Annotated in this window: 13 protein-coding genes; 2 read left to right on the top strand and 11 right to left on the bottom strand. The window is 39.1% G+C overall.

Going from position 1 to position 15122, the window contains the following annotated elements:
* Positions 1–454, top strand: a 454-nt coding sequence (locus G4420_RS22855; RefSeq protein WP_163326227.1) for a DDE-type integrase/transposase/recombinase, incomplete at its 5' end; no start/stop codon positions are given.
* Between the two features lie 378 nt (positions 455–832).
* Here the strand turns inward: G4420_RS22855 and G4420_RS22850 are convergent.
* The 9 genes from G4420_RS22850 to G4420_RS22810 form a co-directional block, all read right to left on the bottom strand.
* Complete coding sequence (locus G4420_RS22850) at positions 833–1717, bottom strand: PHP domain-containing protein (RefSeq protein ID WP_163326268.1); 885 nt, start codon at positions 1715–1717, stop codon at positions 833–835.
* Between the two features lie 24 nt (positions 1718–1741).
* Positions 1742–2392, bottom strand: coding sequence for a DUF1349 domain-containing protein (locus tag G4420_RS22845; protein WP_163326267.1), 651 nt, complete (start codon positions 2390–2392; stop codon positions 1742–1744).
* Positions 2393–2411: 19 nt separating this feature from the next.
* Positions 2412–2972 carry a sugar O-acetyltransferase gene (locus G4420_RS22840; RefSeq protein ID WP_163326266.1) on the bottom strand — a complete coding sequence of 187 codons (561 nt, stop codon included), beginning with the start codon at positions 2970–2972 and terminating at the stop codon, positions 2412–2414.
* A 387-nt stretch (positions 2973–3359) separates the two neighbouring features.
* Positions 3360–4298 (bottom strand): sugar phosphate isomerase/epimerase family protein, encoded by a 939-nt coding sequence (locus G4420_RS22835; protein ID WP_204273799.1) that lies wholly within the window; start codon positions 4296–4298, stop codon positions 3360–3362.
* Positions 4299–4411: 113 nt separating this feature from the next.
* Complete coding sequence (locus tag G4420_RS22830; RefSeq protein ID WP_163326265.1) at positions 4412–5221, bottom strand: hypothetical protein; 810 nt, start codon at positions 5219–5221, stop codon at positions 4412–4414.
* 31 nt (positions 5222–5252) lie between these two features.
* A complete protein-coding gene (locus G4420_RS22825; protein ID WP_163326264.1) occupies positions 5253–7907 on the bottom strand; it encodes a DUF5916 domain-containing protein in 2655 nt (884 codons plus the stop codon).
* 1 nt (position 7908) lies between these two features.
* A complete protein-coding gene (locus tag G4420_RS22820) occupies positions 7909–9051 on the bottom strand; it encodes an acyltransferase family protein (protein ID WP_163326263.1) in 1143 nt (380 codons plus the stop codon).
* 214 nt (positions 9052–9265) lie between these two features.
* A complete protein-coding gene (locus G4420_RS22815; RefSeq protein WP_204273798.1) occupies positions 9266–11650 on the bottom strand; it encodes a glycoside hydrolase family 3 C-terminal domain-containing protein in 2385 nt (794 codons plus the stop codon).
* 84 nt (positions 11651–11734) lie between these two features.
* Positions 11735–12301 (bottom strand): Crp/Fnr family transcriptional regulator, encoded by a 567-nt coding sequence (locus G4420_RS22810; protein ID WP_163326262.1) that lies wholly within the window; start codon positions 12299–12301, stop codon positions 11735–11737.
* Between the two features lie 131 nt (positions 12302–12432).
* On the opposite strand from G4420_RS22810, the gene G4420_RS22805 reads away from it, so the two are divergent.
* Positions 12433–13311 carry an AraC family transcriptional regulator gene (locus G4420_RS22805; protein ID WP_163326261.1) on the top strand — a complete coding sequence of 293 codons (879 nt, stop codon included), beginning with the start codon at positions 12433–12435 and terminating at the stop codon, positions 13309–13311.
* A gap of 872 nt (positions 13312–14183) precedes the next feature.
* Here the strand turns inward: G4420_RS22805 and G4420_RS22800 are convergent.
* Together G4420_RS22800 and G4420_RS22795 are read right to left on the bottom strand one after the other, a co-directional pair.
* Complete coding sequence (locus G4420_RS22800) at positions 14184–14681, bottom strand: hypothetical protein (protein ID WP_163326260.1); 498 nt, start codon at positions 14679–14681, stop codon at positions 14184–14186.
* Positions 14678–15121 carry a DUF4405 domain-containing protein gene (locus tag G4420_RS22795; protein WP_163326259.1) on the bottom strand — a complete coding sequence of 148 codons (444 nt, stop codon included), beginning with the start codon at positions 15119–15121 and terminating at the stop codon, positions 14678–14680. Before G4420_RS22795 ends, G4420_RS22800 begins: the two co-directional genes overlap by 4 nt.
* Position 15122 lies beyond the last annotated feature (1 nt).

Below are 15122 nucleotides of genomic sequence, written 5' to 3'. Positions count from 1 at the left end.
AATGGCTGCGGCTGATGAGTTTAAAGACAAAACCAGGCACGTTCATCAGCAATGGCAGACCGATTTTACGTACTTTAAAGTGATAAACTGGGGTTGGTATTACTTGTCTACTATTATGGACGATTACTCCCGTTATATCATTGCCTGGGAACTTAGCACCAATATGGAAACGACCGATGCCAAACGGATTGTCAAAACAGCATTGAAAAAAACAGGACTCAATACGGATAATCGGCCAAGACTTTTGTCTAATAATGGTTCCTGCTACGTTCCCAATGAGTTCCAAAAATTCATAAGCGACAGTAAAATGGGCCATGTGCGTGGTGCCCCGTACCACCCGCAAACACAGGGGAAGATTGAGCGATATCACCGTTCGATGAAAAATGTGGTAAAACTCGAAAATTACTTCTTCCCTGATGATTTGAGGGCCAATATTGAAGTGTTTGTGGATTAATATAACAATCATCGTTATCACGAATCATTACAAAATGTAACGCCTGCCGATGTTTATTTTGGACGGGCTAAAGAAGTTTTGATTCGAAGAAAAGAGATAAAATTTGAAACCATAAATGAAAGGAGGAGAATGAATCGGAAGTCGGCTTAAGTAGCCATTGAAATATTGATAACTTTCTTAACGTGAAGCTAAAAGTTATCAATTCAATTTCCGATACTCATCAGAAGTATAAATGTTTTCACTCTTTAACCTTCAACTATAATGTTGTGAATAATTAAATCCCATTTCAATTCTATAATATATGAATTCTAAGACTAATCCAAATTATTTCTCAACTTTTCAGATACACTTAACTTAATGTTCCACGGTTATTTTTAGTTATATTGCCTTTCTAATTTTCTCAATCGAGTTTATTAAATCGCCTTTGTACCTGTCAATTATTTGATACTGACCGACATTTATTAAAGGTTTATTCTTGCCATGAAAATCGCTTCCGCACGTCATCAGGCAGTTTCTTTTTTGCGCAAGGGAAGCGAAGTAATCCGCTTGATTCAAGGTGTGGTAATTATTGAATACTTCCAAGCCTGCTGCGCCATCGTTCAAGAGTTCTTCTACTACTTCTTCCTGTCCTTTCAAGTTAAGTCCGGGATGAGCTACAATGGGGATTCCTCGGTTATCTCTGATTACCCTGATGGCATCCCGATAATCCATAAATTGAACAGGAACATAAGCCGGTTTACCTTGTGTAAAGTAGTCCAAGTAAAAATTAATGTAAGGCATATCGCTTCTTTCGCCTTCTTCCATGTAAGGTAGAAGTAAGTGAGTGTAATATTTGGGATCAGATAGCATTACCTCTGCGATTAATTCAGCCGAGGGCAGTTTGCCCTCGGCTTTCGACAATACAGTTTCAGCATCAATCACGAAACCCAATCGGCATAGATTGTGAACCATTTGCCCAAAAGAATCCATTATTTTTGTGTAATCTGCATTTTCTATTCGTGCAAAATCTTCCGATTGCCAATTAACATGATATCCTAATACATGCAGGTTTGTTCCCTTATAGTTACAATCTATTTTTATTCCTGCGGCAAATTCAATCCCTTTTTGTTCTGCCTCAAGCGCAGCCTCCTTATTTCCTTTCACAGAATTATGGTCGGTAATGGAGAAGAACTCTACACCGTTCTTTTTGCAAAGTGTGACGATATCGGCAATTTCAAATTCACCATCGTTACTGTAATTGGAGTGAATATGTAGGTCTATCATTTTCTTGATTAAAGATTGCTGTGTTTATTCTGCATTTTCTTTTAACCATTTCAATCGACGTTGGTCGGGCAGATGCTTTACCGAGAAGTTTTCAAATTTAGCATTAAACCCATTGCCATCAGGACAAGCGCCCATTAAGCCGACCATTACTGGGCAATTATCTTGCAACCATGCGTTTCGCATCATTACATAATTTTTATCGTCGAAAGAGTAAAATACTTCGACTGCATCCAATCGCCTTACTGCCTTTATCCATAGATACGAGACAGGCTCTTCTAAAGTGATCACACTCCAATCGCTTGTTTTATGGGTTACAACCGTACTAATGTTGTATTTGCCATCGACAAACTCTATTCCTGCCTTAATATAATTCTCATGGTCTATACGCAACATCAGCCCGGACTGGTCGAATCTTACCTTATAATCGCCCGATATTTTTATTTTCACCTCAAATTCACCGCCATAAGTACCATAAAGGAAAGGGGCATCATCGACCGTAAACCCGTAATGTGAAATACGCCAATAATCACTTTGAGGGGTTACGTTTATGGAAAGTGTATTGTTTTTAACTTCCCATTTTTCCGGCTCATTGAACCACTGCATTTTATCCAGGGTTTGAGCAATTGATATTTGTACTAACAGGCCTGTTAGCAGGCTCATTAAGATCTTTTTCATTTTTCTTATTCTCTTTTGGTTATAAATTGAGATTGCGAATAACACGGCATGGATTTCCAACTGCAATTACATCCGATGGAATGTCTTTTGTTACCACACTTCCAGCACCGATAACAGAACTATCGCCGATTATTATTCCGGGTAAAACACAAACATTGGCACCAATCCATACATTATTTCCTATTGATATCGGATAGGCAAATTCGAATCCTTCATTTCTTTTGTCTTTATCAATTGGGTGTCCTGCTGTAGAAATACAACAATTGGGTCCAATAAATACATTATTGCCAAAGGTAATTTTTGCACCGTCGAGCAAAACCAGGTTATGATTTGCAAAAAAGTTTTCGCCAAGTTCTATATTGCTTCCATAATCACAGTAAAACGGAGAAACTATTATTGGGTTGCCTTTGGTTTTCCCTATAATTTTTTTAATCATAACCGTACGTTCTTCCTCAGCATTAAAAGGTAACTGGTTATATTCAAAACAAAGTTGCTTACATCTCAGAATTTCTGCAATGAGTTCTTTATTTCTGTTCGGATTGTATAATAACCCCTTTTCTGCCTTTTCCTTTTCTGTCATATCTATATAATTAAATGAAGAAGTGTTAATTGAACCACAAATTTAAATGTATAATAGTTTCTCGTCAATAAGAATGATAAGTCCTTTATTATCTAAATTAAGACGAGAAAAGTTTCCATATCCTCAAAGGACAAGAAGGAGCAGCACAGTTGTTATTAAAAAGTTGTCGCAGCATTTAATTAAGCATTAGTCCCAGTCCCTACTACGAAATTGATTATGGTTGTGCAATATATAAGCATTAGTGAGTATAAAATCTGTAAAGAAGTTTAAGGCTACCATAAAAAAAGCTAGCACAGTAAAGAATTATCTGCACTAGCTTTAGTAAAACTAAATCGACCTAAACTGTTCCCGGTTAAAACGCATTAAAGGGTATTATTTATTAATTTCTTACTTTACAAAAGGGGCTTTATTCAGATAATTGAAACAAGCTTCAACGCCTTCAAATTGAGTCATTCCGGTACGAATTCCTTCCAGCTCGACAAAATACTCGTCCAATCCTATTTCATAAGCCTTTTGGAATATTCTTTCAAAGTTCATCATTCCGGATTGCCCTAAAACAGAACGATCTTTTATATGAAGACCAGGAAATCTCCCGGCATATTTTTCGAAATACTCAAGCGGGTCATTTTGTCCCATTACTGTCCAGTAAACATCCATTTCAAAAAATACAAGGCTGGGATCAGTTCCGTTGAGTAATAAATCATAAATAACATCTCCTACAGGCATCCATGGATTTTGTTGTTTTCCCTTATCTTCCTCCTTAACAACACGGCCAAATTCCATATTATGATTGTGATATCCCCACTTAATTCCGGCTTCTTCTGCAATTTCTCCCGCCTGATTAAAGGATTCGCAAACATGGGCAACATCATCGTGATTTTTAATATTTGGCATCATTGGTTGAACCAAAGCTTTACAACCAAGTTTCACGTGATCCTCAACAGTTCTTTTCCAAAAATCTGCAATCTCATCCAGATTATCCTTTTTTATATCTCGTGTATTTGGATTAACATGTGAGCTTGTAATTTTCAAACCCGCATCTTCAGCCATTTTGCGATATGTATCTACTGTATACTCACCTATTTTGCCTCCATTATAACCGGCCAGTTCAATGAAATTGTAACCAATTTTCTTAATTTTCTTCAAACCATTTGCTACATCTTCTGTCAGTTCACGACCCAGCGAGTAGATTTGTAATCCCACATCTTTTTTATTTGTTGCGTTATTTTTAATCATTGCCGATGCAGTTGAAGGAGCAATAGCTCCACCTACTATTCCACCGGCAGTAAGTAGCCCCATCGTTTTTAAAAATTTTCTTTTTTCCATCACTTTATTTATTAGTTTTTGCACATAGTTTTTTTGTAATCATACAAACAATATTTCTCTTCTTTACACTTGATAAAGTGCTAGCAATAATTCAAATCTTTAAATCAAAATTTTTATATGTTTCTGGCTGGTCGATAAAAATCATCTTCCTTTAAATTGCACTTTTTAGCAATGTATTTGCAATAATCCAGGCGACCTGTTTTTTCGTTTCTCGTATCAGACCCGAAAGTAAATTTAAGACCTTGCTCTTTCGCCATATTGATGAATTTTTCATGAGGTGTATGCGCCAGATCATTAATCTCAAATGCAATATTTCGTTTTTTGGCAGCACTAATAATCTTTTGCATCCTATCTTCTGTCCATAACGAATAATAATCGCGGGCAATACAAACCGGCAAAAACAAAGGCCAGCCAAAAATATTCAGAGGCTCAGAGGATTCAAGTATTTTCATCGTGTGTTCCATATAAGCTTCCATGAATTTTTCGGTATCATCCACGTAGGTATCAAAACTCCAGATACGCATCGGATCGCCGTAGCTGTTTCCCATTTCAAAAGTTTGAGGATCCATCAGTACATAATCCAGCTCAGACAATGCTTCTTTTGAAAAACTCTCAGACCAGCCAGGAGTTGTAGGCTGCAAGCCGATATATACAGGATACTGTCTCAGGTTTTCGATGTATTTCATCAGGCTAGCATCATCAACAATGTCTCCTCCGGGATGCTCGACGATACCAAACTGTATGTTCTTTTGTTTTCCAACCTCCAAAATCTGGTCGATTGAAAACCTTGGAGTAGTATGTACGTGCATATCCACTAACCGAAAATCATAATTTTCCGTTTTGAAACTATTTGCCAAAATTGGCGATGTCATCATTATACCACCTGCAATTCCTGTGTTTCGAATAAACTGTCTTCTTTTCATTTTATTAATTTATAAGGTTTAGTTGGTTTAATCAAGCTGAAAACCAGTAACTCAGTTTAATCATGAGTATATTTTTAGGATGAAGATCTGCCATCTTTTTAAATCCGTCGTGGAATGAAAACGAACCGGCCGGATCATAATTAGTCCGGTCTTGCGACCAAACCAGGTAGATTGTTGAGCCTGCCCTGTATTCCCATCGAAAAACCAGGTTACTGCGGAACTGCTGAAAATTGAAATCCGGATTAGAAATGGAGTAATCAGCTGTTCCATCCAGGTTCTCATCAAAATAATACATGTTGTTCTGAATGTCGGGCACCATCGTTGTAAATCGTTGATCGTAAGCCGAACTCTGCGGATCGGTAACTCGTTTAAAATCTTTGTACTTCCCTATCGAAACAAACGGACTGGCATAATACTGGATAGTCATTTCAGGCGTAACTGCCAGATCGACGCGAAGTGTAAATCCCAGGTTGCGGTTATCGATAGTCCCCAATAAATAACTAGTTGAATTATCAGGCTTATTTACATGCTGAATATATTGAAGTTCATCGAGTGTTTTCTGAAAATCGGTCTGAAATGAAAAACGCAGGTTCGAACGTACCCTTAAACTGATTTCAGGCGAAACAGACGTTAAATTTGAATTTCCGGTGAGGTGGATTGCCCTGGTGCCGGATAAGGAAACGATCAGGTTCTTTGCCTGGTTGGTGTAGGCCATATAATGTAAGGCCAACTGATCGGGCAATTTCATTGAAGGCCCGCCACGCAAAAGCTGTTCATCGTTTATTCGCCATTTATAGCTTCCGTTTACAACCAGCATCCAGCTATTCATAAATTCGGTATGAGATGACAAAACAGCCTGGGAATAAAGCCCATCTCCTGCACTGTTCCAGGCATTTTGTTGCTGAAGGTTGAATTCGTAGTTTTTGAAAATACTTTTATTCTCCTTTTCGACGTACGAAACTGAGGTGTTGTTCTTTAACAAATCGGCAAGCATCATAAATCCGAGGTCGTTTAATTCGAGGCCGGGCGACCGGTAATTGATTTCCTCGTTGTAACGCCAGTGGCCTTTACTCCACTTACCAGCTTTAACAGATGCACCTATTCCGTTCAGCTTTGTCAGGTTTGGATCGTATGCATTATCAGAATCCGGTCGTTGATAGTATCGGGCCGAAGAGGTTTGCAGTCTGCTTATTGCTTCTTCATCGCCATTGATACTGCTGCCAATCAGCTTCGTTTCAAAAAAATATTCGCGGTCTTTCCAGTACCGAGTAAAATCGGCTCCGTAGGTTAGCGCATTGCTTGAAAGAAAATTCAGGTGCTCATCTTTTATCGTTCGGTGCGTTTGTGTAAGCATTCCTCCAATCAGGGTATTTCCGTGGTCGTATTCCTGCTGAAAACGCCCGATAAAATAATTGGACAATGGCTCTACCACCTGGCTAAATTCTTCTCCGGCATCGTAAATATCCGCAAACTCTTTTGTTGTAAGCGATTCAATAATTCCGAACGACAATCCTTTTGAAGTTTTCCCTGACAATTTTAAAGCTCCGGCAATAGTCGTATTTTCCGGCATTTGCATATTCTCAAAACCCGGATTATAGGATGGCGCATGACCGATTCGGCGTGTGTAAAACAACAGATCGTCATCAAAAGTGAAATCGAATATATTTTTGCCTTCCACAAAGAATGGGCGCTTTTCTTCAAAGTAGGTTTCAAATGCCGTTAGGTTCATTACCGAAGGATCGGCCTCCACCTGGCCAAAGTCGGGATTGATGGTAGCCGACAATGTAGTATTGTTTGATATTCCGATAAGCGCATCTATCCCGCCCTGCCCTGCAAAGTCGGGCTTTTGAGAGAATGGATTGCCAGCTGTTTTTTCAACGGCTGTCAATTTCGAAGAAACATAGGGAGCCAGTTCAAAACGTTTATTCTTTTTGAGTCCTTTTAATCCGTGCAATTCTCCGAAAGTATAAACCAGACCCGTACCATCATTGGCTACCAGGTTCCAGTGATGCTCCTCCTGCAATCGGTCAATTTTTCGCCACGAGTTTAGCCCCCAAACCTGATTTTCCTGCTGACTGTAGCGCAACTGGCTCAGTGGTATTTTAAATTCCGCTGTCCAGGCCGAGTCTTCATAAGCTACTTTGCCATACCAAACCGCATTCCAGTTCATATCCCAGCCGTCGTTTCCAACCCACACATCAATTTTCTGGCCGGCAGAAGTCAGGTCAAATTCAAAGGCAGTACGGTGGTCAAAATAGCTATCGATATGAATGCCAACCAAATCGCCGGTAAAGTTATCACGGCGATCCAGTTTACGGCTCATTTTACTCATGTCATCATAAGCACGAATTCCGGCATAAACATTTTTATCATCGTAAAAAATCTTGATCTCTGTTTTACGACTTGCCTCACCTCCGTATTTTGGCGAGAATTGTGTATAATTACTTTGCCACTCACCAAGCGCCCAGCACCCGTCAGTTAAACTTCCATCTATTACAGGAGCTTCGTCTATCCACTGAGTGGACATAATTCGTTTCGGACGCAGAACTGAATCCTCAACACTTTCAGTTTCCTTTTCAATTTCAACAGCATCAATCTTCAAAAAATTTAAAGCATAGCTGTTTTCAACCGAAAAGAATAGGATTGAAGTGAAAATAGTACACCAAAACCAACGTGCCCAAATCATCTTATTTCTGTTTCTGAGCCGAGTTCATAAAACGGGCAGTAAGCCATTTTCGCACAGGAACATCATAAAATGTAAAGGAAGCCCAGGCAAGTAAAATACTTGAAGCTAAAACAAGTATGATGGCAGGAAGTGCTTTTGTTATCGACATCATTTCATTTTTGGCGACCCAAGCCATAAATGTATAAATCATTGGATAGTGGATGATATAAATAGGATATGAAATATTACCCAGAAAACGACATAATTGTGTTGCCCGTTTTCCTTTTATTTCACCACTAGCACCAATATAAACAATGAGTGGAAAAATGAATATCACACTAAGCGCCACATACAATCCATTCATCCAAACATGATCCTCGCTTCCAATATGTGGTACTGATAGAATTACAATTAACAGCAGGCTGCTCCAGAAAAATGCGTTTTTTATGTGGCCAACCTTAACTACACGCGAAAGCAATAATCCTGCAATAAATGGGTAAAGCAAACGGGTGAAGCCAATACGTAGCTGTGTTGAATCGATCGCCCAGCCTCCAATGATGTGTCCATTGGTAACCGCAAGATGAATAAGTGCTGCACCGCAGATAAATAGCAAAACTGCCAGAATTTTATTGGGTAGCTTACGCAGGAAGAATGCATAAAGAATGTTGGCAATATATTCAAAAAACAGTGACCAGGCAGGGCCGTTTAACGGATGCATTTCCGTCCAGCCACGAATATCCAGCGAACGCCCAACCGGAAACAATGTAAAGCCAATAACCATTACAAGTAACATCTTCCAAACCGGTGTCTCTGAAATAGCAGGAAAGAAGAAGCTATCCTGAAAATAAAATAAGACGGCACCGATGATCATTCCAACAATTATCATTGGATGAAGACGTATTAAACGGCGTTTAAAAAATTCTTTTAAACTCATTTTATTCCACCTGTCATCGTAGGCATAACCAATTACAAAACCCGACAGCACGAAGAAGAAATCGACGGCAAGATAACCGTGGTTAATGATTTGCTCCGAATGTTTGCCCATGGCAAAAGTTTCCAAAAGATGAAACAGTACTACCATTACCGCTGCAACTCCGCGCAAACCGTCGAGAATGATGTAATGCTTTTTGGTATCTTTAAAAGAAGAGTTAAATTTCAAATTCATTATTTATGGATTAGGTTAAAAAAATATGTGCTAAAAATAAAGCTATCACTATTGTTTTAATTGTTATTTATTTTCTAATAATTGTCAGATATTTAAACATCATCGTTGAAGTTAAGAGAACAACTCTCCCATTTATGTCAAAACTACACAAAGAAAACAACACCATAATTGATATAGGTCAGAATAAGAATCCCAATATAAAGATGATACCAACTTATTTTATTTTGATCTCTTGAATCGGAATCTTGGGAGCCATTACATTGTGAACTGGCCAGGCTTGTGCTTTCGCAATTTTAAAACCGGCTTTACAACGAATGTCGGAACTTGAAGCACCGAATTTAGCGGTATATTCTCCTGCAGCAGTTTCCCATTGTGACTTACTCTCGTTGAAGGAAGCCAGCATGTAAGCATCAACCTTCATAGTGAGGAGCTGTGATTCACCTGGTTTCAGTTCCTTTGTTTTTGCGAAAGCTCTAAGCTCAATTTCCGGTTTAGTGAGTTCGCCAGTTGGAGCAGTTACATATAACTGAACAGCTTCCTTTCCTACTGAGCTTCCACTATTTCGAACCGTAACAGTAGCAGTAACCGTACCATCGCCCGCGACTTTAACAACTGGGTTTTCGTAATCGAAGTTGGTATATCCCAGTCCATAGCCAAATGGATAAGAGACTTCCTTACCAGTAGTGGTGAAGTAGCGGTAGCCAATCCAAATGCCTTCTTCATAGTTCACATAATCAACATCTTTAACTGGTTGACCCTGTTGTGAGTTATTACCCATATCCAGGTATAATGTCCCGGAGCCTTCGTAATTGTAGGGGAAATTGTGCGATGATGGCAGGTCAAAATAACCGAGCGGAAAGGTCATTGGAAGTTTCCCTGATGGATAGCTCTTTCCTGCAAGGATATCTGCAACCGTGTATCCAACTTCCTGCCCGGGAGTCCAGGCAAGTAGAATGGCATCAGGAATATCCTTCCATGAAGCTGTCTCAATCACTCCCCCGATGTTCAAAACCACCACTACCTTTTTGCCAACAGAATGGTAAGTATCAGTTACTTTTTGAAGAAGGTCTCTTTCTGCTGCAGTCAGGTACCAGTCTCCATCCTCTATTTTACGGTCTCCGCCTTCACCGGCGTTTCTTCCGATGGTAATGATCGCAACATCATTACTATTCATATTTTTTTCCGTAAGTCCGGTGGGTGCCAAAGGTTCAGCTAAAACCTGACTACCAAGAAGTACAGCTTCCATTGAAGGAGGGTTAATGCCGTTTGTAGCATCTTGATACGCAATATATTTTTTATACCAGTCAGCAATTGTAGTATCAGCTGCTATGCCATTAATGGCTAACCCTTCATCAAGGTTACGGACATATTTTTTATTTACATTTCCTGAACCCGCACCCCCGGCTATCATTTTATAAGAATTAAGTCCAAAAACAGCTGCGTTTTTCATATTTTTTAGAGGCAGTATATTGTCATCGTTCTTGAGAAGGATAATACCTTCTGCTGCCTCCTTACGTGCGAGTTTGGCATTGGCATCAATATCTGGATTATCAGAATATTCATATCTTTTGAAGTGTTGAGTCTTGACAACATAGTTAAGCACATTTTTGACATTTCGATCAATATCTTCAATAGAGAGGCTGCCATTTTGTACAGCTTCAATGATCCTTTCGATTTCAAAGTCCATACCGGCTTCCATCAGGTCGTTGCCGGCCTTTACTGCTTCTACAGTACCTTCTTTATATCCCCAGTCTGTTAACACAACTCCATCGTACCCCCATTCGTCGCGGAGAATAGTTGTGAGAAGCTCATAGTTCTGCTGAGTAAAATCACCGTTGAGTTTATTGTAAGACGACATGATTGTCCAGGGATGTGATTCTTTGACCATAATTTCGAATCCTTTGAGGATCATCTCGCGGAGCGTTCTCTGGCTCATGCGGCTATCACTGTAAAAGCGGTTGGTCTCACTATTATTACCTGCGAAGTGCTTAGGACTGGTTCCCACACCATTGGATTGTATGCCGTTCACAATAGCAGAAGCAATCTTCCCATTCAGAAAAGGATCTTCAGAGAAGTATTCAAAGTTTCTTCCACACAAAGGATTGCGTTGAAGATTCATTCCCGGGCCAAGAACCACATCTAGGCCGTATTCCTTTACTTCGCGGCCCATTTCGGTTGCTATATATTCAACTAATTCTGTATTCCAGGTAGAAGCCATAACAGTGCCAACCGGAAACGATGTCGCATAATATTTTTTATTACTTCCCGGTCTGGAAATGTCCATACGTATGCCGGCAGGACCATCTGACATTCCTGTTCCCGGTATGCCAAGACGTGGAATTGGACGGGTGGAAAACGGAGCACCAGGTACGTGTACGATGCCTGTAGAATACTTGCTATTGGCGCCAGCCGGGTTAAAATTTCTGGTCCCCCAAGCGTCACCAACAAGGATGGTAGCTTTTTCTTCAATCGTCATAGCCTTCACGATATCTTCAATCGAAGCTTTTCCTAGTTGAGGTGGATTTTGGGCATCAGCGGATTTTAATACCGCCATAAATGTTAAGGTTAACATGATCATAAATGAATACTTTATTTTCATAAGGAAATGTTTAATTATTACTTATTTACGGATTGATATGCAATATTAAGTAACAGAGAGATTGGCGGTCTTGACAATTATCAATTAATGTATTTGGTTCCTTATCCGGCTTAAGGTTTCTGGTGTTATTCCTAAATAGGAAGCAATATAATGCAAAGGAACACGATGCAGAATTGTTGGATGCTCATCCAGGAGTTTTTCATATCGCTGTAATGCAGTTTCAAACTGAATGCTAAGCATTCGTTGCTGTGAAAGTATAAGTGATCGGGAAATTAAAAAAAATGCAAAATTGGCTATCTCAAAATTACATTTTTGCAATTTCATAAACCCTTCACCAGAAATAGAAATAACTTCAGAATCCTCCAAACATTGAATGGCTAAATAGCTTGGAGTACCTTCAAAATAACTCATAATAGAGAAACAGAAAGATTTTTCAAATGTAAACCATTCCGAAATTTCTTTGTGCCCTTTATCATAAAAATTGCGTAATAATCCTTCTTTAACGAAATATAAATCAGTACCGATTGCTCCTTGTCGCAAAACAAAATCGCCTTCATTATAACGTCTAAGAGTGCAACACTCTGATAACATCTTCCAACTATTATCGGACAAGGGATTTACTAAGCTTATAAATTGTCTTAATACCTCCACTAAATATCATTTTTATTTGAAACACTGGGAAAAACAATTATTCTTGTGCTACAAAAGAAGGGGACATACTTATTTTCCTATTGTTCTTTTTTTTGAAATAATTGTCAGATATTTGTAGTTTTATCAAAGTCATGAAAGAGATTACCACCGAAAATCCAAAATATTGCAACAACGACTATACTGCTGAAAAATCATTCTTTTTCGACCATGTTCACATCTATTGGGATGAACAAATAACTTTTCACCAAAGCGACGACTGGGAGTTATCATATATTATCACCGGAAGTGGCACGCGGGTTATTGGTAATTCAATGGAGGTTTTTTCAAAAGGAGAAATTATCCTTATCCCTCCCAATCTTCCTCATGGCTGGTATTTCGATGAACATGTTCATGATGAAGAAGGAAAGATTGAAAACATCACTATCATTTTTCCCGAATCATTTTTAAAAAGGCTGGCAGATACGTTTCCTGAAACAATTCCAGTTATTGAGAATTTAAGTGCAATAAAGGAGGGAGTTTGTTTTGAAGATGAAACGTTGAAATGCTTACAAGCTATCATGAAAAGTATGTCGGAACAAAACAATATTGAACAACTTTCATCTATTATCAATATCTTTTACAAGATCGGATCATCGAAGCAGACCCGTGTGGTAGGTGCGTTTGAAAAGCAAACCAAAGCGAATTTAAAAATTCGCGAAGTTTGGCGTTTTATGATTACCAATTACCAACGGAATATTTCGCTGGATGAAGTGGCACAACACGTAGGTATGAATCGTTCTTCGTTTTGTACTTTTTATAAAAGAGAAAAGGGAGAAACCTTTTTTACTGCATTAAACGACCTCCGTATAGAAAGTTCATGCCAAATGTTGCGTGAAACAAATATTCCGATTGCAGATATTTGTTATGCCGTCGGGTTTAACGATGTTCCACATTTCAACCGTACTTTCAAAAAAATTAAAGGGAAATCGCCAAATAGTTATCGGAACGAGAGCAGTGATAAAAATGGATAAGGAATTTATGCCTACTGATGATACGATGGAAAAATTGAAGAATTTACACGTGCTTGGTAGTTGATACGCTAATTAACAACCATTCTGAGGAACCAATCCGATACCTTCATCCAGTGCCTGCATGTTATTGTTCCATTTAGCACCTACTGCCGGCAAAGACACTGAGGTAATCAACACGTGGTGCAGGTTGTAATCAGTATGAAATTTTATTCGTTGATCGGTTGGTCACTTGATTTGGCTCCACTCTCTTTCAGAGGTTTTCAATTGTATGTCGATCCGCCTAAACCTCCTCGTCCTACACTCTTCCCTGTATCGTTTGGTAGGCACTGTAAAGCATTAAGCCACCAAATTGCTCTACTGACATTTGTAATACCAGATCCGAGATCCTTTGTCAAACTATAAACGCCAGTCTTCATACTTGTCTAGCATACCGTTTTTATTCAGATCTTTAAATACAAAGCCTTTATTCTAGATGATACATACCTCTGAAGATGGAGAATAACACAGGATTTGACACTACTCGTTTTAAACCAGATTAAACGCTTTTTTTTGCTCCTCAGACCATTTCGCTCCACAGCCAAACAGTAGAAATGAAAGGACAAATAATAACAAGTTTTTGCTTGTAGGTTTTGTGAATAATTTCATATAAACAGATTGCTATTAATTAGTTATAAGTTTAATGACCTAAAAAACGTTTGTATAAGTTAACTATCAGATGAAATGTTTTGTACAAAAAATCAGGCACCTGAAATCTTCAGGCACCTGATCTGCATCAACTAAACCAAACTAATCCCAAAAGGGATCATCACTGTTCCCATACAACTTTTTCAACTTCGGTTAAACAACCATATATTCTTAAGCCTAATTTTTACTCAACACTCCTTCTGGTTTTTCTTTCGTTTAATCAATTTTAACAGCATGTCCAGGTAAATAGTAATAACTGTAAAACCGGCAAATACGATAAAAAACCAACCAACATTAACCAGCCGAACGCTTTGTCCTCTTCTAAAGTCACGTCCCTCACCTCTGCCTCTGAAATCGCCCCTTTCTGCGGTATCATTAAGTGCCCGGCTTTCTCTTAAGCTATCGTTTTCAACCCGGGCACCTCTTTCGGCAAGTAGTCGTTGCCGAACACTGTCGGGTAGGTTCTCAAAATTCTGGCGCTCCCGGCCTCCAAAATCCTGCGGTCGTGTTCTAAAGTCTCTTCCTTCTCGACCACCTCTCTCAAAACCACCACGACGGGTGTTTTGCATATCGTTTGTTTTAAATATCCAGATGCTTCGTTCGATAAAACGCAGCCGTGATAAGCCGTATAGCGCTGCAATAACAATTGCCAGCGAAATTATTCCGTTGATGATCTTTTTGCTCATGATGCTACTTTTTTGAATTTAAAACGTAGTTGTACCCATTTCCAGTGAAGCCCCAGGTGAATGCCGAAAAGCGCCAGCGTAATAAACGAAGAACTGGTGTGCATCACCCGCCAAAACATGCCTGAGCCTCCGAGATTCATCCATGAAAAATTGATGGTTCGCGCAATGGCAATTCCACTCAGTATCATCAATACCATTCCAGCCAGCAGCAACACGTCGAGAACATAGTTTAAACGTGCACGGTTTGGTGAACTCTTAAAAAAGCAAACCGTTACTATTTTTATCCAGCTCCAGTTTAGTGCTTTGTGCAGAATGAAGAACAAGCCAATTATCAGTCCTGCCCATTCGTGAAATTCCAGTCCGTAAAATGATCGGGGATCCATTAGCAGTAGCATTACAATCAGTAACAAAATGTTTAAAATCAATTTAATTCGATTCATA

The organism is Draconibacterium mangrovi (genome assembly GCF_010586825.1).
Classification (GTDB): Bacteria; Bacteroidota; Bacteroidia; order Bacteroidales; family Prolixibacteraceae; genus Draconibacterium; species Draconibacterium mangrovi.
Note: the sequence above shows the minus strand (reverse complement) of the source record. Positions and strands in the feature narration are given on the sequence as shown.